Genomic DNA, 18,743 nt, shown 5'->3' on the forward strand with positions numbered 1-18,743 from the left:
CGCGCTGCCTCACCAAAATTCCACTGATTCTTATCCTACTGAAAGGATGTGTGCGTGGAAGAATGCCCAAGTGGTAGCAATTCCTCCTAATAGGTAGTGAGCCACACCTACAGCCCGACCTTGAGTGATGCTCAGTGCGCGAGGCTGAATTGTTGGGGCTACTTTCAGTTTATTGTGCGCCCAAACAATGGACTCAATTAATTCTTGCCAGTAGCCACGACCACTGAACAGGAACATTAAGCTGAACGCCCAAATGAAGTGAGCGCCTAAGAACATGAGTCCGTAAGCGGATAACTCAGTTCCGTAGGAGTTAATTACTTGTGTAGCTTGCGCCCACAAGAAGTCACGTAACCAACCGTTGATGGTGATAGCACTTTCTGCAAAGTTGCCACCAGTAATGTGATTTACTGTGCCATCTGCATCTACTGTTCCCCAGACATCAGATTGCATCTTCCAGCTAAAGTGGAAAATTACAATTGATAAGGAGTTATACATCCAGAAGAGTCCGAGGAAGATGTGATCCCAACCGGAAACTTGGCAAGTACCGCCACGACCTGGACCATCGCAAGGGAATCTGAAGCCTAAGTTAGCCTTGTCTGGAATCAGACGAGAACTGCGGGCATACAATACACCTTTGAGCAAGATCAGAACAGTAACGTGAATTGTGAATGCGTGGATGTGGTGAACCATGAAGTCCGCTGTACCCAAAGCAATGGGCATCATTGCGACCTTACCGCCTACAGCTACCAATCCGCCACCAAAAGCATGACTAACTACTTGAAGAGCGTTAGGTGCTGTGTTGCCGGGAGCTAATGTGTGCAGGTTTTGCACCCATTGAGCAAATACTGGTTGCAATTGAATTGCACTGTCGGAGAACATATCCTGGGGACGACCCAAGGCACGCATGGTGTCATTGTGAATGTATAAACCAAAGCTATGGAAGCCTAAGAATATAGATACCCAGTTGAGGTGAGAAATGATAGCGTCACGGTGACGAATCACGCGATCCAATACGTTGTTTTGGTTAACAACAGGATCGTAGTCCCGCACCATGAAGATGGCTGCGTGAGCAGCGCCACCAACAATCAAGAAACCACCGATCCAAATATGGTGAGTGAAGATACACAATTGTGTTGCGTAATCAGTTGCCAAGTAAGGATAGGGAGGCATCGCGTACATATGATGGGCGATGATGATTGTCAAGGAACCCAAGAAAGCTAGGTTAGTAGCTAATTGAGCGTGCCAAGAAGTGGTGAGGTTTTCGTAAAGACCTTTGTGACCTTCGCCAGTGAAAGGACCTTTATGAGCTTCTAGAATATCTTTGATGTTGTGACCGATACCCCAGTTGGTACGGTACATATGACCAGCAACGATGAACAGTACAGCGATCGCTAGGTGGTGATGAGAAATATCAGTCATCCACAAGCCGCCTGTAACTGGGTTTAAACCGCCCTTAAATGTGAGGATATCCGCGTAAGCGCCCCAATTTAAGGTGAAGAAAGGTGTTAAACCACTAGCGAAACCAGGATATAGTTCTGCCATTTTTGCTGTATTAAACAGCAATTCATGAGGCAATGGAATGTCCTTAGCTGCTACACCTGCATCTAACAGATTGTTGATTGGTGCAGAAACGTGAATTAAGTGACCAGCCCATCCTAAAGAACCACAGCCTAACAACACTGATAAGTGATGATTCAGCATTGACTCCACATTTTGGAACCATTCCAATTTAGGAGCGCGTTTGTGGTAGTGGAACCAGCCAGCAAATAAGAACAAGCCTGCTAATACCAAGCCGCCAATTGCAGTTACATATAGCTGGAAGGAGCTAGTGATACCCCAGCCACGCCATACTTGGAACAAGCCAGATGTGATTTGAATGCCGCGGAAACCGCCGCCCATATCACCATTTAAAATGTCTTGACCAACAATAGACCAAACAGTTTGAGCGCTAGGCTTAATGCCTAACGGGTCAGCCAGCCAAGCTTCGTAGTTAGAGAACTTAGCACCGTGGAACAACATCCCGCTCAACCAGATTGTTACTACAGCCAAATGTCCGAAGTGAGCGGCGAATATCTTGCGGGAGATGTCTTCTAAATCGCTTGTATGTGTATCAAAATCATGGGCGAGGGCATGGAGATCCCAAATCCAGGTTGTGGTTTTTGGGCCTCTCGATAAGGATCTGTCGAAATGTCCTGGCTTTGCCCATTTTTCAAATGAGGTAGGAACCGGATCATTGTCAACGATCACTCTTGCTTTTTTTTCCTCTCGCTCCGGAGGACTAATCGTCATTCGACCTCCTCTCTATAAGGAATTGGGAATCATGAATACCACCTAGAATAACACAGTCGCTGTTTTCAGATTGCTCTTGTCCAGCGATGCGGTTGCCGTGTGGAAAAGAAAAGTTGTTTCTGTTGAATTATAGAGTCAGAACTTGCACATTGTTATAGACCTGTTAACAATAATTAAACATAGCCAAGTTTATGGTCTAATTTACGTTACCAGTTCCTATACATTGTTCAAATGTCAATAGACTCTTCATTTAATTTACAAAGAACAACAATTTGCAAAACTGATGATTTATACGGAAATCGGCTTAAACCCTTGCTGTTTAGCTACTTTTACCCAAAATTAGCGGTCTATAAGCAAATTATTTTCCCGGGATTAAGTCAAAAAAATCACTTATTTGGTATTTTAATCAAAGAAAAGTAAGTAGATTTATAACTTTGGTCATAGATTTATGCTCTTAATCCATAGTCCATGAGTCATAATTTGCGCCACAATGATTGCGTCAATTGTTAAAAACTATTAAGGAATAAAAACATGAACACTGGGTGCAGAAAATTTTTTGAGTTACTTTTCTCAAATAGATTCCCAATTATTAAATGGGTTGTCACATTAGTGCTAGTTGTAAATTTGAGTAGTTGCGCTGAAGCAGCAAATAGTCAGGAAATATCTATCAATCCCTTCATGAAAGCGTCCCCAGCTTCAGAAATTTCTGGGACATTTTCCGAAACCGCACCACCAAATGTTATCCAAGCATTGCGTCCCAGTTTGGAGGGTTATCAACCCCAAGTCAGCATCCTCAGTCCCCAGGTAGATGAAATTCTTCAAGACAATATAGTTAAAGTAAAGTTACAAGTTAAGGACTTACCGATATTTAAAGACCCTCAATGGCAACTTGGACCTCATTTGCACCTAATTTTAGACAATCAGCCCTATATAGCTGTTTACGATGTAAATCAGCCGGTGGTATTGTCAGACTTATCCCCTGGTACGCATACTCTTCGCGTTTTTGCTTCTCGTCCGTGGCATGAAAGTTTTAAAAATGAAGGTGCTTATACTCAAACCACATTTCACGTCTTGACGAAAACCGAGGAAAACAACCCAGATTCTAAATTACCGTTACTTACTTATAGTCGTCCCAATGGTGGTTATGGTGCAGAACCCATTATGCTGGATTTTTACCTAACTAATGCACCATTGCATAGTCTCGCTGAAACTAATCCTGAAGATACAATGAGCAATTGGCGCATTCGGAGTACAGTTAATGGTGAAAGCTTTATTCTTGATCGTTGGCAACCTATTTATCTCAAAGGGTTTAAACCTGGTAAAACTTGGGTAAAACTGGAATTCCTCGATAATCAAGGACAACCTGTGAAAAATGCCTTTAATACCAGTATCAGATTAATTAATTATCAACCCAATGGTCAAGATACTTTATCCAAAATTGTCAGAGGGGAATTGACAGCAGATGAAGTCCGTGGCATTGTAGACCCAACTTATACTGCTAAAATTCCAGCTACTGAGGCTACACCAACTCCAGCAACGAAAGTAGAGAAACAGCCAATTCCTGAAGTTAAAGTTCCTGAAGTTAAAGTTCCTGAAGTTACACCAACTCCAGCAACGAAAGTAGAGAAACAGCCAATTCCTGAAGTTAAAGTTCCTGAATTTACACCAACTCCAGCAACGAAAGTAGAGAAACAACCAGTTCCCGAAGTTAAAATTCCTGAAGTTAAATCAACTCCCGTTGCGTCTCCCCCAGTAGCAGCAGAAGCAAAAGTCACGGAAACAGAGGAATCAAATTTACCTACCCAGACAATGGAAAATCCTAAATCTCAATTTCAAGAGTAATTAACTAAAAATACTCAGTTGCAAACTTTGAGATAAAGTTTCCATTAGTGCCAAACCAGCTACAGGATTACCTACAATGTCTAAAGCAGGACTGTAGCTGGCGATCGCTCCCTGATTTGGTATGATGGCCACAAGTCCACCACCAATACCTGACTTTATTGGTAAACCAATTTTCACAGCATACTCAGCGGAAGCTTCATATAAACCGCAAGTTAACATCACCGCATTCACAATTTGACGGTGTTGATTTTTGATCACCTCGCTTTTGCAAGCTAATACTTTTCCTAACTTCGCTAAATCTTCCACTGTCCCAGATATACAACATATTTGCTCATAAACATCAAGAGATAATTCAATATTATTTAAATGTCCAGCTTCGTAGAGATAGTTAGTAATATCTATATTTGTCTGAGAACTACTAGCACGGACTGAAGCTAGAATATTTGCATCTATATATAATTGAGTATCTGCTAATTTATTTAACCATTCACAAAACAATTGTGTACATTCATTTCCATCTTTTCCTGGCAACTTATCAGCGAGAGTAATAGCACCACTATTAATCATGGGGTTGCGAGGATATCCATTATCTGCTATTAATTGCACTAAAGAATTAAAAGGCGCGTCCGAGGATTTAACCCCAACCCATTGCAAAACCTGTTTTACTCCGTAATATTCGAGCAGGTATAGTAGAGAAAATGGCTTTATCACACTCATAAATGGAAATACACAAGCTGTATCTCCTAAACTGTAATTTTCTCCTGGTTCGCAACTTATATGAACAGCAAAACGGTTAGGATTAACAATAGCTAATTGAGGAATGCGTTCAATAACTTTTCCCTGTGCTGCTTGGGTTTTTGATTGTTCTACCCAGCTAGATAAATTATGTATATTAATGCTTTTTATTCCTAGCACAAGCCGAAACCTCAAATTAAAACATAATCTGGATTATATCTTAATGAGTATTTACTCTAACCTTTCATGTAACTAATTTTAAATAAAAAGCCGAAAATTTACGTGATATTAGCAATTACGGGTAATTGGTAAAAGGCAATAAAAAGATAAATGTTCCCTGTTCCCTGTTCCCTGTTCCCTGTTCTTAGGTAAGATAGACTGATTAACAACCAAGTTGTCGGAAAAGATAAATTGGTTTATTTCCCTAATAACAAGGTTTTTAACAGTACATGAACAAAAGATTTATTTTAACTTTAATTTCTAGCCCCGTATTGTTCACATCCATGTTATCTATGGTGATGATGGCTAGACCTGCTCATGCTAGTCAAACAATTGACGCTACTGGGACTCATCTATCTTGCGTCATGTCTCCCCATTCTGCAACTCCGAAAAAGGTATGTATACAGGTAAGTAATACTTCTCCTGCTGTTGCAAAAGAACCCATGCAAATAGCACAAGTAGATACAAATAATCCCAAAGAACTAGAATTTTCTGATGCTGAAAGTGATTTAGCTATCAAGCTATTTGGCTGTGATTGCCCTGTTTGTATCAATGCTGCTCGGCAATTGAATGGTTCAGCGCCTTTACCAGTATAGAAGGAAAGGGCAAACAGCAGGAAGCGGGGGAAGAATTTTCTTCTTCTTCTTTCTTCTTTCTAAACTCCTGACTCCTGACTCCTATTCCCTAATAATACTTCTCGAATTATTTCCGTTGGTACTTCGTCGGTAACTTTGACTGCACCAATTTGGGTTGGTAATACAAAGCGGACTTTACCAGATTTAACTTTTTTGTCCAATTGCAAAGCATCAATAAGAGCTTCAATATCTAAATCTGCGGGTATTTGGGTGGGTAAACCTGCTTTCTTGATTAAGGCGTTTTGACGTTCTGCGTCTGCTTGTGACCAAAGTTCTGATTTTACAGCAATGTCTCCCGCTGCTACCATACCAATACCGACAGCTTCACCATGTTTGAATAAACGGTATTCGGTGAGGCTTTCTACTGCATGACCGATAGTATGACCATAATTTAAAATTGCTCTGATTCCAGATTCTTTTTCATCTTTGCCGACAACATCTGCCTTTGCTTGACAGGAATGAGTTAATATGCTGTTTATCAGGTCGGATTTTACATAGCGGAGTTGATCAAGGTGTTTGCTTGCTGTTAGTTGAGTAAACAGTTCGGTGTCCCAAATGATCCCGTATTTGATCACCTCTGCCATTCCTGCTCGAAATTCCCGTGCTGGAAGGGTTTTTAAGACTTCTGGGTCAATTAAAACTAGACTGGGTTGATGAAATGCACCAATCAAGTTTTTACCGTGGGGATGATTTACGCCGGTTTTGCCACCAATAGCTGAATCTACCATTGCTAAGAGACTGGTAGGAACTTGCACGACATTGATGCCTCTGAGCCATGTAGCGGCAGCAAAGCCTGTCATATCACCAATTACCCCTCCTCCCAAGGCAACCATTGTTGAGGAGCGTTCTAGGCGATTTTCCAGGGCGATGTCGTAGAGTTTTTGAATGGAGTTGAGGGTTTTATAGCGTTCACCGGGGGGGAGGTTGTAGCTGACAACTTCAAAACCGGCATTTTGCAAGGATGCGATCGCTCTTTCGCCATAGTATTTAAATATCATGGGGTTGGAAACTAGCAATACTTTTTTACTTAGTTTCAAACTCGCCATTTGTTCACCTAGTTGATCTAAACTCCCAGGTGCAATGGTAATATCATAAGATTTTTCTGGTATATCTACTTTAATTACAGAACTCATAAAAATACCCGGTAAGTGGGAAACTCAGACACTTCAGTGCTGAGAGGGAAACGACTCGTGCGGTTTTAACCGCCTTGAATATTTTTTCATTACCGCCTTGGAGTTGGTAAATTCGGTGTACTTTTGTAATGTACTTTCAACGGGACAATTACCGATTCAAATTTCCCAACTCTGTACGCATAATGTGTTGCTCCGAAGAGCCTCCCATTTCTGGGGTAATGTTAGCTTCGTCAATGTTTTAAGAGCTTTTTAGACTTGCAACACTGTTTCAGTGACTTTAAAACTGTTTAATTGCAAATGACAGAGCAGGGAACTAGCTACGCATTCCAGGGTGTCGTGACTCAAAAAACGTAGTCAGTTAAGACTTAGACTGGTCAGTACAGCTTGCAATTTCTTACAAGCTCAGTCCCTTTAGGGCTGAGTTACTGACTCCCTAACCCTAATATAATCACTCGTCTGGGTATTTTACCCCAAGTTGACAACCTCTTTTCTATTCCCTGTTCCCTTTCATAATTATTGATGATTGAATAGAAATAAGTAACTAATCTGGAGCAAAACAAATGGCTGTAGTTGAATATATTGTCTTTCTAGGCGTGTTTATGGGTGTAGCTGTAGGCCTATTATTTGGTCTACGCGGAGCTAAGATAATCTAACCCTACAATTAGACGCTAATTAAACCCACTTTATGTGGGTTTAGGTATCGGTTTCAATCAGATTATCAAATGTCTATTTACTACTTTGCTGTTTGATTGCAAGTTTTCACCACTTCAATCTCTAACTCAAGTATCCGAGCAACTTTTTCTACAGTTAGTCCCTCATTTAATAAACCAATTCTCAATTATCAGATCCTCAAAATCCTGAAAATCTGCCACATTATTTGTTACTAAAATCAAGTCATTGCAGAAGGCAATACTGGCAATTTGTCCATCAATAAAAGCAGGTGTTTTACCAATTTTCGATAATCTAGCTCTTTCCTGTGCGTGCCATTTTGCAGCTTTGAGATCATAATCAAACACAGGCAAATCTAACACAGAATCTTGAATGTATTTCCATAAAGAATCCTTGCGTTTAGATGCTGGTAAACGCCAACAGCCATAAAGGATTTCATGAACAACAAGACTTGCTACTGCTACTTCTGAACGATAGCGATTTAATTGATCTAAAACCTGAGTATTGGGAATTGGCCGACTCGGTTCTGAGATAATATTAGAGTCTAGTAAAAAGCGAACTGTCATAAATCAATCTCGCGTCCTGGACTACGATCTCTAAGATCTGCAAAATCTTCATCTGTAAATTCAATTCCTTCTCTTTCAATTGTTTCTCGAAACCTTAAAACCCCTTCCCAAAAGCTATCTCCTTTATTCTGTAATGGTTTTTCCTGTACTTGTTCTTTTATTTGTGACAGTTTATGTTTGAGAAATTGAATAAAATCTAAAACTTCTTGTTGTTTATCGGTTGGTAACTCTCGCAGATTTTCTAAAACTGCTTGTTCAATGGTCATTGTTTCACCTCTACTACTAGGCTATAATTCTATTGTAAATGACATCAGCATTAATTTTTATTTTCTCCTCCATTGTTGATATCAATTCCTAATATTGCAAATTGTTGATTTATCCAATCTGTAGCTGTTGCTTCATCGGTTTCAATGGCTTTTTCTACTCCTATTTTAGCAATTTCTAGAAGTTGTTTGGATTTTTGTTTTAAATCAAAACTTTCCAGAAATGAGAGAAATCTTTTTAATTAATCATTTGCCATTCACGAGCATCTACAAATAAGGATAAATGTTTAACATTGGTAGTAGCAACAATTACTTGATCTCCATTTAATTCTTCTATTTTTGCTTGTGCTGCTAAAATAACATCACCATCAAGAGATTTAGGATCAGCAGTTGGTTTTCCTGTGTTTCTAATTTCTGCCCAAAATTGTGCTGCTAAAAGCATGGTAGCAGTAGTAATAGGCAAGTAAGTAATCGCTTGCTTGAGTTGATCTAAACGTTTAATTCCTTTTGTTTTTCCCGCTCTTAACAGTTCTCGTCTTACTTCATAATCAGCAATTTCTGGTAAAATTATTTGATAACTTTTTAAGGGTAATTCATCTAACCATTCTTTACACTCCTGACAATTAGAATTAGAACTTTTAGGATTTGTTACCATTCCTAAAATATTTGTATCGAGGAAAATCAATTTATTCATATAAATTCAGCTTAATCTTAAAAAGGATTATCATCAATTTCTTGTTTTTGCCGCAAATATTCCCAAGTTTCCGTTTGTTCTTCTTGTTCTCCTTCTTCTAACCACTCTTTGGTTAATTCTTTGAGTAATTGATGTTGTTGATTTAAAATTTGTTGTTGTGCGTCTATTTCTAGGTGAGAATGGTGAAAAATCTCAGGTTTAAAAGTAACACTTTCTCGAAATACTCGCATCATTTGTAGTAAATTCGGCCAGTATTCTTTAGGTGTTGCTTGAATTTCTCGTAAAATTTCTATGAGATGATTTTCTTTGGTAGTGTTACTTAATTCTGGTTTATTGATTAAATCGGATTGAGACATAATTATTTATTCCTCATAATGTTGATAAAGCGTAATTAGGGGGTGCTGAAAAAGTTGTCTGTGAGGGCTAGGAGTCAGGAGTCAGGAGTCAGGAGTCAGGAGTCAGGAGGAAGAATTAGAAGAAGAGAAGAATAGTATTGAATCTGGTCAAGTGATAGGTTTTTGCTGATTTCAACCCTTATTCCTTGCACCTGATTCACCTTTTTTACCTTCAAACTCTTGATATATCTCAGTTCTAGGTTTATTCAGCAGCCCCTAATTAGTCATGGGAATCCTATCTTTATATTATGACAAAATTTGCCGTGATAGTAAGCTGTTAAATTGATCAGGGAAAATATATATAAATATTATACAACAGGAAATTAACTGATGATGCTTTTGATATCAATTCCTAATATTGCCAATTGCTGATTTATCCAATCTGTAGCTGTTGCTTCATCGGTTTCAATGGCTTTTTCTACTCCTATTTTAGCAATTTCTAGGAGTTGTTTGGATTTTTACTTTAAATCAAAACTTTCGAGCAATTTTGAACTAATATGGGTAACTAAATATTAGGCAGTGAGTTAATAATCTCTACAGCCTTAATTGCTGAAGTGTCTGGCTGAAAACCAAGATGTGAGTTGAGAAGCTTTAAAGGGTCTTTATTAAATTGAGGACAAGCTTCAATACGAGCGAAGATATCTATAATAATTTCCTGATAATCTTCAATTAACACAGGAAGATGACCCTTATGTGCTGAAATATCAAAAGTAAATTCTTCCTCGGAGTCATAAAAAAAGTTGCAGCCATTTGCATCTTTTCCTACCCATCCAACAAGATCGCTGAACTTTCTCCAGATACTTTGATTGAATATACCATCAGGCTTGCCACCAACGCTTAAATAAATTTCTTTTTGGATGCTGAATCCAAATTTACCATTGCTATGTTCTACCCACAATTTGTCAATTTTGTAGAGGTCTGTGCATGGAAAATCTTTTACGTCTTCCTTGGTCAATTGATCCTCCTGAGTTTTACCTACAGCATTGAGCATAAGTTTATAAGTCAGATAATTAGCATTTTCCCAAGCATCTTCCCATTTACTTTCTGATAATAGTTCAGTGAGTTCTCTATAGTCTATGCCTTCTAAGCTAATACTATCTGCATGAGGTGGTTGTTGAGGAGTTTTGGTGAGTGATTTAGGCTGAGTTATTATAGACTGTGACTCTGGTTCTCTTCCAGTAATAGCCAAAATCAGTTTGTTCATTGAGTTAAGTTCTTCTTTACGAAAATCACAATAATGAAAGTCTTTAAATTCTGGATAACTGTTTTTTACGGTATTTATTATTCCCTCTACTGTGTTGCGTAGGATAACTAAGCCTGTTTGAATTTCAGAGTTTTTTGGCAAAACTTCTTTTAAAAAGAAATCAATTTCTTCGTGTTGTATTGGTCCTGTACCATTATTACTAATAAAGACAAGGAAAGCTTTAACTTCACTAATATGATCTTGGAGTTGTTTTTTCCATTTTTTAAATGCTATTAAGTTATCCTCATCATAAAACGTTTTGATTCCTTGACTTTGCAAACTGCTTTTAATTTTTCCTACCTCTGGCTTGTCTTGGCTATTGTGGCAAATAAAAACATCATATTTTTCCATTTTATTCCTCCACACCTGCAATAGTCGCCAACGCCTTTGCATACTGTTCCAAACCATCTCGTAAAGCAGCCAACTCACTTCGCAACTTTGATTCTTCTGACCAACTCACCTCATGTTCCTTGGGACTCACCCCCAGAGGTCGTCTTGCTTCCCAAGCCTGTAACACAGGATGCCATTTAGCCAAAAATGGTCTTAACCCATTATTCAGCACCGCAATAGCAATACCCCCGACTGAGTTTTTAGAAGCACCTACATCAGGTCCAGCAGCTTTGAGAACTTCACGGGTAGTTCCGAATAAACTATACAGAGAGTTCAAGGCTTCCCGCACTAACCCCTGGTCAACTTCTAAAGACTGGACAGCAATACGCGTTACCAGTTCCACATATAACGACCAAGCGGCTTTTCGTTCCGTTGTGTCAGCTTCCCATTCCGCAGAACCTATACCAAAGGGAAGACTAATAGATACTTTTTTTAATTTTGCGGGATCATGCTTGGGCATAAAAAGCAACGTTAATAAAATCAGTAATTTGTTAAGGGACTTCCAAATAAAAAATACTCAACCACCTAACACAAAAATCTCTCAAACCCTTATTCCTCTGTGTCCTCTGCGCCTCTGTGGTTCGTTAATCAGGATAATTTATTTCTTGGAAGTCCCTAAATCTAATTATATTGTCTTTTTAGGCATCCTAGCCCTAAAATTTGGAATAAAGACCAAATATTCTGGCAATTACCACCCAGGGCTATTTCGTTCTAGATACAACCCGCAACCCACTTTATTATTAATAAGAAATTGTTTAATTAAATCAATTCTAAACTGACCCTATCTTCACCATAATTAGCGACTAAAACAAACAACTTCAACCATCGAGAACCCAGTAAAATTTCCTGTATTTCATCTCCAGCAAATACAGGAATTTCCCACTCTTGACCATCTATAATTACCCTACCATGATAAACATCAAAATCAGTTTCTCCTTGAGCAGTTCTTAATTTATTTTGTCTTAAAAAAGGCCAATCAAGACTTTGTACATCTTGTTTATTCATGGCTAAAAATTCAGTAAATCCTGTATCTAACATTGTTTCTACAGGAAAACTGAAATTATCCCCACCAATTAAATCAATTTCAAAATAAACTTGTCCATTTTCTCCAAATCTGCCCTCTATCTTATGCTGCCACTAACTCCCGTTTCATTAATGCCATAAATATGATGAATAACATGAGGATACTTTTCTCTGGCCATTTTACTGGCTACTTCCTTATCTTGATCAATAAAATAATCACCGCTGTCAGGTTCAATAGCAATATACCAACCAGAATATTTATCTAATATTTCTGGTTTTAAACGCTCAAAAATTACCCAACAACGATCAGAAAATGCCTTTCTTCTAGCTCTATCTTCAGCTTTTTGTTCATCAGTCCACTGAATTTCGGGAAATACTCGACCACGACGGACAACTCTTTGGGGTGTGGATTGTGTCATCTTCATCACTTGCTTAAAATTCATCCTAAATTCTAGCATATTCGAGTCCTCTCCCAGTCAGGGAGAGGTAATTTTCAATTGTTATATCATCGCTGGAGTTGGTGTTTTTTCCTGCTTTTGGAAGGGGGGACGCATTTCCAAACCTAGCAAGTTCAACATTTCTCTATCTGCATCATAATCAGGACAGGGAGTAGTCACCGTCAACATTTTATTATCATCGCTGGAGAAGATGGAATTTGCACCAGCCATGAAGCATAAAGCCTGTTCTACTTGGGAAAGTCTCGCCCTACCTGCACTCAAACGCACGTCAGATTTAGGCATAATAATTCTAGCAGTCGCAATCATCCGCACTACATCCCAAATAGGCACATCTGGTTGATTTTCTAAAGGTGTACCGGGAACTTGAGAAAGAATATTGATGGGTACAGATTCGGGGTGAGGCTGTAAATTTGAGAGAGTATGTAACATTCCGACTCTATCGCTAATATTTTCCCCTAAACCGAGAATACCGCCCGAACATACGGTAACATTAGTTTGGCGAACATTGGCAATTGTATTTAGGCGATCGCTATAAGTTCGAGTCGTAATCACTGTGCTGTAGTATTCCTCAGAAGTGTCGAGATTATGGTTATAAGCATATAATCCCGCATCCTCTAACCGCTTGGCTTGGTTTTCGGTCAACATTCCCAAGGTACAGCATACCTCTAAACCCATGTCGGTTACGTCCTTGACCATATCCAGGACTTCCTCAAATTGGGAATTATCCCGAACTTCTCGCCAAGCAGCACCCATACAAACGCGACTTATACCGCTTTCTTTAGCTGTTTTGGCAATATTTATCACCGTTTCTTTTTCTAACAGTGCTTCGGGTTTTACCTCGGTTTTGTAACGGGAAGATTGAGCGCAGTAACCGCAATCTTCTGGACAAGCACCGGTTTTAATAGAGATAAGCTTACAAACTTGTATTTGTTGCGGTTGATGATATTGACGATGCACTGTAGCAGCTTGATAAATTAGCTCTAGAAATGGTGTATTATATATTGTCAATATCTCTGTTGGTTGCCAATTGTAGCGTATTCCCACCGTAATTATCCTTTTTGCAGTCTTTTGGTTTAATGTTCAAATTAGTATAGCTGATACAAAATATTTAAATTTGAGGATATGACATCAGAGCCACCAATTCTGACAAGCGATCGCCTAATATTAAGAATGGCAGTGATGGAGGATATTCCCTACATACTCAAATATTTTACGGAAAATAAAGAATATCTTACGCCATTTTATCCTCAATGGGATGAAAATTTTTTTACTGACGATTATTGGGAGTATCAAGTAGAAACGAGTTTCTGGGAATTTGTGAACAACTATTCATTAAAACTATTTATTTATCGGAAACACCAGCCTAGAAAAGTTATGGGAACAGCTAATTTTAGCAACTTTATCTATAGTGCTGCTCAATTTTGTCAATTAGGATACAGTTTAGCAGAATCAGCACAAGGTTATGGTTACATGACAGAAGCCTTGTCTATTTCCACTAAGTATGTTTTTCAAGAATTAAATCTGCACCGCATTATGGCTAATTATATGCCCCATAATCGCCGCAGTGGTAATGTTCTTAAAAGGGCTGGTTTTGTAGTTGAAGGATATGCTAGAGACTATTTAATGATTAATGGTAAATGGGAAGATCATATTTTTACAAGTTTGACAAATTCCCACTGGCGACCAAATTTATAGTATTTTAGATCCCCGACTTCTTGGAGAAGTCGGGGATCTGAAGATAATTATGGGAAAATAAATTATGTCAATATATAATAATCGCGTGGCTATTTTGGCGACAATGCACAATAAAGAAAAAGTAATTTCTCCTTTATTGAAAGAACATTTAGGAATTAATTTGATAGTTCCTCAAGGCTTAAATACTGATGTTTTTGGAACTTTTACTAGAGAAATTAAACGTCCAGATACACAAATTATTACTGCTAGGTTAAAAGCTAAAAAAGCCTTGGAAATGGATGATGAAAAAATAGCCATCGCTAGTGAAGGAAGTTTTGCACCTCATCCCCTAATTCCCTATATTTATGCTAACCGAGAAATCATTATTTTTCTGGATCAAGAAAATGATTTAGAAATTATTGGTGAATTATTTTCCATAGAAACTAATTTTAATCATCAAACTATATCTAGTTTAGAAGAAGCTGAAGAATTTGCTCAAAAAGTTGGTTTTCCTGAACATGGTTTAGTAATTTCATTTGCTAATATATCCACAGGAAAAACAGAATCTATTAAAGGTATTACCAGCCAAGAAAACCTAATCAATTCAGTAGAAACTGCCATAAAAAACACAAATGGTAAATTTCATATAGAAACAGATATGAGAGCAATGTATAATCCTACGAGGATGAAAAATATTGCCTTTGCTACTCAAGACTTAATTAATAAAATTAATAGTTTATGTCCCCAATGTAATACTCCTGGTTTTATGATTAATCAAAAAATCCCTGGACTACCTTGTGAACTTTGTCATCAGCCAACTTCATTAATTAAAGCAGTAATTTTTCAATGTCAAAAATGCGGTTTTACCCAACAACAATTATTTCCTAACAATCAAGAATTTGCTGATCCTAGTTTATGTGAATATTGTAATCCTTAGAGCCTGGATTTTTTGAAGAAGTCGGGGATCTATTTTTTATTTATCATTCTCAAGAAGATATATTATTTTTATAAGCTCGTGATAGCGCAGCGTGACGTTAGCCATTTTTGACAATTTAACTAGCAACTTACGTTAAATTAGCAAGATGGTGAGCTTTTTTGTCTATCATTAAATAAATATCAATTAAGCCTAATTATAATGACTCTGGATGAAACTCTCAATCATACTCATGCTACTAATCCCTTACTTACCCTCAACTATGAACCAGCCCTAGAATCTCTAGGTAATGACTACTATGATCAAGTTGTAGCCGAGGAATTTCCCCAACTTATGTTACGCTGGCGCAATGACGCACTACTGCCACGCTTAGGAGTTGCGCCCCAAGTAGTTAAAGACGAAGATTTTATTAACGCTTTTGGTAAATTTGAGGGAAGAGAACCGCTGTTAGCACTACGTTATCACGGTTATCAATTTGGACAATATAACCCCCAATTAGGTGACGGTAGAGGCTTTCTCTATGGACAAGTGCGGGGTATTGATGGGGAATTATACGATTTTGGCACAAAAGGTTCGGGAAGAACCCCCTACTCTCGCGGTGGTGACGGAATGCTAACACTTAAAGGAGGAGTGCGGGAAGTTCTCGCCGCTGAAGCACTTCATAGTTTAGGTGTTCGTACTTCTCGGTGTCTGAGTATGATTGAAACGGGTTTGGGTTTGTGGCGCGGTGATGAACCTTCTCCAACTCGTTCTTCTGTCATGATTCGCATGAGTAAATCTCATATCCGTTTTGGTACTTTTGAACGATTAAACTATTTCAAACGACATGATTTAACTCAAAAACTGTTAGATCATGTAATTGAACAGTATTACCCGCATTTGCAAGCTGAAAATGATAAATATGCTTTATTTTATGCCGAATTAGTGCAGCGTGTTGCTGAATTAGTAGCCCAATGGATGGCAGCGGGTTTTTGTCATGCGGTTTTGAATACTGATAATATGTCAATTACCGGGGAAAGTTTTGACTATGGACCCTATGCCTTTATTCCTACTTACGATCTCCAATTTACGGCGGCATATTTCGATTATTATAAACGTTATTGTTACAGTCAACAACCAGGGATTTGCAAATTAAATTTAGAGCTTTTGCAAGAACCTTTAAAGGCGATAATTCACCAAGGTGATTTGGATATTGCTTTATCCAAGTTTGCTGAATATTACCAGGCTGAATATCGAGCTTTGATGTTGAAAAAATTGGGTTTTGAAGATTTACAATTAGCGGAAGCTGATGAATTTTTGCGGTTAACTATTACCTTTTTACATGATAGTCAAGTTGGTTATCATCAATTCTTTGCTGATATAGCTGCTACCTTTTCTAGTAAATGGCGAGATGATCCAGCTTTTGTGATGAATGGTTCTGAAATTAGCCCCGCATTAGGAAAATCACCCACTTTTGATAATTGGTGTTTCCTCTATCATAAAATTCTCAATCATTTTGATCCTGAACAAATGGATAAAATTCACCAAACTTTGATTGAAGCTAATCCCAAAACAGCTTTATTAAGACCTGTGATTGAGTCTGTTTGGGAACGAATCACTGAAGATGATAATTGGCAACCTTTTTATGATTTAGTGGAAACACTGCAAACAGGAAAGTAGTTTGTCAGTAGGGGCGGGGTTTCCTCGCCCATGAGTCAGGAAATTCGCCTTTTTAATCGCAAGTATTTAACAGGAAATAATATGATAAACAAAAAACTAATTGACTATACAATTATTTTACGCCCCGATGATAATGGAACATTTGTTGCTTACGTTCCAGCAATTAAAGGATGTCATGCGTGGGGAAAAACCCATGAAGAAGCTCGTTCAGAGTTAAACCATGTTTTTGAAATGATATCAGCAGAATATTTAGAGGCTGGTAAATCCTTACCTAATGATATTGAGGTAACTATTGCTTATGCCAGCTAAAGCCAAAACTTTAGAAAAAGTTGCCAAAAAATTAGGCTTTGAGAAAATTCGTCAAAAAGGTAGTCATGCTCGCTGGAAGCATCCCGATGGTCGCGCAACAACTATTCCTATTCATGGAAATGCTGAAATCGGCGGTTGGCTATTCCAGGAAATTCTTAACCAATTAGAAATCACAGAAGATGAATTTAATAATCTTAGATAGTTTTTCTGATTTTCCCAAAACTATGATCACTATTAATTTCAATTACTAAATCAACAGATGATGATTGAATTAAGGGATTAATGAATAATTCTGGATGTAAAGAACGCCAAAAATAATTTACAAATTCTTCTATTTCTGCGTCACTCATTCCTGATTTACCAGCAGCAATCATTTGTCTTTCTGCTTGCTTGCGCCATGCTAAAGAATAACGGTAATCTGTGGGATAAAGAACTATTAAACTATCTAATCTTTCCCACAGTGGTAAATAATCTTTTAGCTGATTATTCATATCAGAGGCAAATTGTTTATCTACGTCTGTAAGAATAGGTGGTGGTGGAGTTAATAACACTTTAGGAGGAATTGGTTTTACGCCCACAAACCAGCCTTCAAACAGAACAATATCTATAGGATTTGTGATAACTTCAGGAGTAGTGCGATCGCCTGCACCCCCATGAGCAGATTTATCAAATCTAGGAACTATCACAGGACTCTTGCCTTGGTGAATCTGATCGAGTACAATTAAAGCTAGGTGAATATCGTGGGTTCCGGGCGGACCGCGCCAAACTAACCGGGAATCTTGCTGTAATAAAGCCAAACGCTCGCTATAAGTTTTGTACAAGTCATCCAAAGACAAACTTAACGTCCGATATCCTAACTGCTGGAGAATCAAACCCAGTATCTGGGACATTGTAGTTTTACCAGTTCCTTGTGCGCCTAAAATTCCCTGGACAAAAGGTTTCCCTAACTGTTGACGTTGTGCTGCAATTTGGATTCCCAAGGGTAGCCATAAATCCCACAATACCTGTAACACTTCTGGGGGTTGAATTTTTAGGGTAGTTTGACAAAATTGACTAAAATTAGGGAAAACTAACTTCAGTAAATCCCCTCTCTTTTGGATAACTTCAGCCACATTATCAGAAGTAATATTAAACACCTTAGCTCGCAAAGGATCTGCCAATGCTGCGGCTTGTGCTGACACTTGCCAAGATGTGTCCGTTGTTAAAATTTGACTCAACCATTCACTACTCATAAAATCACGAACCCAGTTTTAACGCTTCTAGAAATAGACTGTAGATAAAACCAACCTTGAGATAGTTGAGTATTTCTACCCAAAATGCTTGGCGAACAAAAAAACTCCGACTGTAAAATATTCTACTGGTAATTTCGGTCAGTAGCACTAAAAATCCAGCAACCACAATGTCTAATTCTGCCTTTTGTCCAGCGGTTGTTGATACTGCTGATCCCAAAAAAAAGCCAAACAAAAAACTAATTAGTATTAGCGATAACCGCCGCCAAGGATTCAGAAACCATTCACTCAAGCTACTGAAAATTGTTTCTAATAGGTTGTTCAAGCGAGTATTTTGCATGGGAATAGGGAACAGAAAAAGTCGTTTTGACTTGATGAAACTGG

The 18,743-nt window shown here is 38.3% G+C and carries 22 protein-coding genes; 8 read left to right on the forward strand and 14 right to left on the reverse strand.

Features of this window, described 5'->3' with window-relative positions; translation table 11 throughout:
* Positions 1–30: 30 nt before the first annotated feature.
* Positions 31–2,289, reverse strand: coding sequence for a photosystem I core protein PsaA (gene psaA, locus ANA_RS18310; RefSeq protein ID WP_015081503.1), 2,259 nt, complete (start codon positions 2,287–2,289; stop codon positions 31–33).
* A gap of 531 nt (positions 2,290–2,820) precedes the next feature.
* Here psaA and ANA_RS18320 point away from each other — a divergent pair.
* Entirely contained in the window at positions 2,821–4,131 is a 1,311-nt protein-coding gene (locus ANA_RS18320; RefSeq protein WP_015081505.1) for a hypothetical protein, read from the forward strand.
* On the opposite strand, the gene glsA is transcribed toward ANA_RS18320, so the two are convergent.
* Positions 4,132–5,046, reverse strand: coding sequence for a glutaminase A (gene glsA, locus ANA_RS18325; RefSeq protein ID WP_015081506.1), 915 nt, complete (start codon positions 5,044–5,046; stop codon positions 4,132–4,134). It abuts the gene before it with no gap.
* A gap of 269 nt (positions 5,047–5,315) precedes the next feature.
* Between glsA and ANA_RS18330 the strand changes: the two genes are divergently transcribed.
* The gene (locus tag ANA_RS18330; RefSeq protein ID WP_015081507.1) at positions 5,316–5,681 is read left to right on the forward strand and encodes a hypothetical protein; all 366 of its coding nucleotides are present in this window, start codon (positions 5,316–5,318) and stop codon (positions 5,679–5,681) included.
* Positions 5,682–5,740: 59 nt separating this feature from the next.
* On the opposite strand, the gene aroB is transcribed toward ANA_RS18330, so the two are convergent.
* Complete coding sequence (aroB, locus tag ANA_RS18335) at positions 5,741–6,853, reverse strand: 3-dehydroquinate synthase (protein ID WP_015081508.1); 1,113 nt, start codon at positions 6,851–6,853, stop codon at positions 5,741–5,743.
* 560 nt (positions 6,854–7,413) lie between these two features.
* On the opposite strand from aroB, the gene petL reads away from it, so the two are divergent.
* Entirely contained in the window at positions 7,414–7,506 is a 93-nt protein-coding gene (petL, locus tag ANA_RS24935) for a cytochrome b6-f complex subunit PetL (protein ID WP_039203706.1), read from the forward strand.
* 162 nt (positions 7,507–7,668) lie between these two features.
* Here petL and ANA_RS18340 read toward each other — a convergent pair whose 3' ends face one another.
* The 9 genes from ANA_RS18340 to bioB all read right to left on the reverse strand — a co-directional run bounded on the left by ANA_RS18340 (position 7,669) and on the right by bioB (position 13,598).
* Complete coding sequence (locus ANA_RS18340) at positions 7,669–8,088, reverse strand: type II toxin-antitoxin system VapC family toxin (RefSeq protein ID WP_015081509.1); 420 nt, start codon at positions 8,086–8,088, stop codon at positions 7,669–7,671.
* Complete coding sequence (locus tag ANA_RS18345; protein ID WP_015081510.1) at positions 8,085–8,354, reverse strand: DUF2281 domain-containing protein; 270 nt, start codon at positions 8,352–8,354, stop codon at positions 8,085–8,087. Before ANA_RS18345 ends, ANA_RS18340 begins: the two co-directional genes overlap by 4 nt.
* A 235-nt stretch (positions 8,355–8,589) precedes the next feature.
* Positions 8,590–9,045 (reverse strand): type II toxin-antitoxin system VapC family toxin, encoded by a 456-nt coding sequence (locus ANA_RS18350; protein ID WP_015081511.1) that lies wholly within the window; start codon positions 9,043–9,045, stop codon positions 8,590–8,592.
* A gap of 17 nt (positions 9,046–9,062) precedes the next feature.
* Positions 9,063–9,401, reverse strand: coding sequence for a hypothetical protein (locus ANA_RS18355; RefSeq protein WP_015081512.1), 339 nt, complete (start codon positions 9,399–9,401; stop codon positions 9,063–9,065).
* A gap of 544 nt (positions 9,402–9,945) precedes the next feature.
* A complete protein-coding gene (locus tag ANA_RS18360) occupies positions 9,946–11,034 on the reverse strand; it encodes a GUN4 domain-containing protein (RefSeq protein ID WP_015081513.1) in 1,089 nt (362 codons plus the stop codon).
* A gap of 1 nt (position 11,035) precedes the next feature.
* A complete protein-coding gene (locus tag ANA_RS18365; RefSeq protein ID WP_015081514.1) occupies positions 11,036–11,533 on the reverse strand; it encodes a hypothetical protein in 498 nt (165 codons plus the stop codon).
* Positions 11,534–11,832: 299 nt separating this feature from the next.
* Entirely contained in the window at positions 11,833–12,198 is a 366-nt protein-coding gene (locus tag ANA_RS18370) for a hypothetical protein (protein WP_015081515.1), read from the reverse strand.
* Positions 12,195–12,515: a hypothetical protein gene (locus tag ANA_RS18375; protein WP_015081516.1), complete on the reverse strand. Its 321-nt coding sequence runs from the start codon at positions 12,513–12,515 to the stop codon at positions 12,195–12,197. Before ANA_RS18375 ends, ANA_RS18370 begins: the two co-directional genes overlap by 4 nt.
* 81 nt (positions 12,516–12,596) lie before the next feature.
* The gene (bioB, locus tag ANA_RS18380) at positions 12,597–13,598 is read right to left on the reverse strand and encodes a biotin synthase BioB (protein WP_015081517.1); all 1,002 of its coding nucleotides are present in this window, start codon (positions 13,596–13,598) and stop codon (positions 12,597–12,599) included.
* A gap of 78 nt (positions 13,599–13,676) precedes the next feature.
* Between bioB and ANA_RS18385 the strand changes: the two genes are divergently transcribed.
* From ANA_RS18385 to ANA_RS18405, 5 genes are all read left to right on the forward strand, one after another.
* Positions 13,677–14,249 (forward strand): GNAT family N-acetyltransferase, encoded by a 573-nt coding sequence (locus ANA_RS18385; RefSeq protein WP_015081518.1) that lies wholly within the window; start codon positions 13,677–13,679, stop codon positions 14,247–14,249.
* 64 nt (positions 14,250–14,313) lie between these two features.
* Positions 14,314–15,165, forward strand: coding sequence for a DUF6671 family protein (locus ANA_RS18390; protein WP_015081519.1), 852 nt, complete (start codon positions 14,314–14,316; stop codon positions 15,163–15,165).
* Positions 15,166–15,363: 198 nt separating this feature from the next.
* Positions 15,364–16,821, forward strand: a complete 1,458-nt coding sequence (locus ANA_RS18395; protein ID WP_015081520.1) for a protein adenylyltransferase SelO — start codon at positions 15,364–15,366, stop codon at positions 16,819–16,821.
* 81 nt (positions 16,822–16,902) lie between these two features.
* Positions 16,903–17,130, forward strand: a complete 228-nt coding sequence (locus ANA_RS18400; protein WP_015081521.1) for a type II toxin-antitoxin system HicB family antitoxin — start codon at positions 16,903–16,905, stop codon at positions 17,128–17,130.
* The gene (locus ANA_RS18405; RefSeq protein ID WP_015081522.1) at positions 17,120–17,332 is read left to right on the forward strand and encodes a type II toxin-antitoxin system HicA family toxin; all 213 of its coding nucleotides are present in this window, start codon (positions 17,120–17,122) and stop codon (positions 17,330–17,332) included. Before ANA_RS18400 ends, ANA_RS18405 begins: the two co-directional genes overlap by 11 nt.
* On the opposite strand, the gene ANA_RS18410 is transcribed toward ANA_RS18405, so the two are convergent.
* Together ANA_RS18410 and ANA_RS18415 are read right to left on the reverse strand one after the other, a co-directional pair.
* Entirely contained in the window at positions 17,325–18,362 is a 1,038-nt protein-coding gene (locus ANA_RS18410) for a uridine kinase (protein ID WP_015081523.1), read from the reverse strand. The two genes, ANA_RS18405 and ANA_RS18410, sit on opposite strands and share 8 nt — an antisense overlap.
* Positions 18,363–18,366: 4 nt before the next feature.
* Positions 18,367–18,699, reverse strand: coding sequence for a DUF565 domain-containing protein (locus ANA_RS18415; protein ID WP_015081524.1), 333 nt, complete (start codon positions 18,697–18,699; stop codon positions 18,367–18,369).
* Positions 18,700–18,743: the final 44 nt, after the last annotated feature.

The sequence above is a fragment of the Anabaena sp. 90 genome, assembly GCF_000312705.1.
Classification (GTDB): domain Bacteria; phylum Cyanobacteriota; class Cyanobacteriia; order Cyanobacteriales; family Nostocaceae; genus Dolichospermum; species Dolichospermum lemmermannii.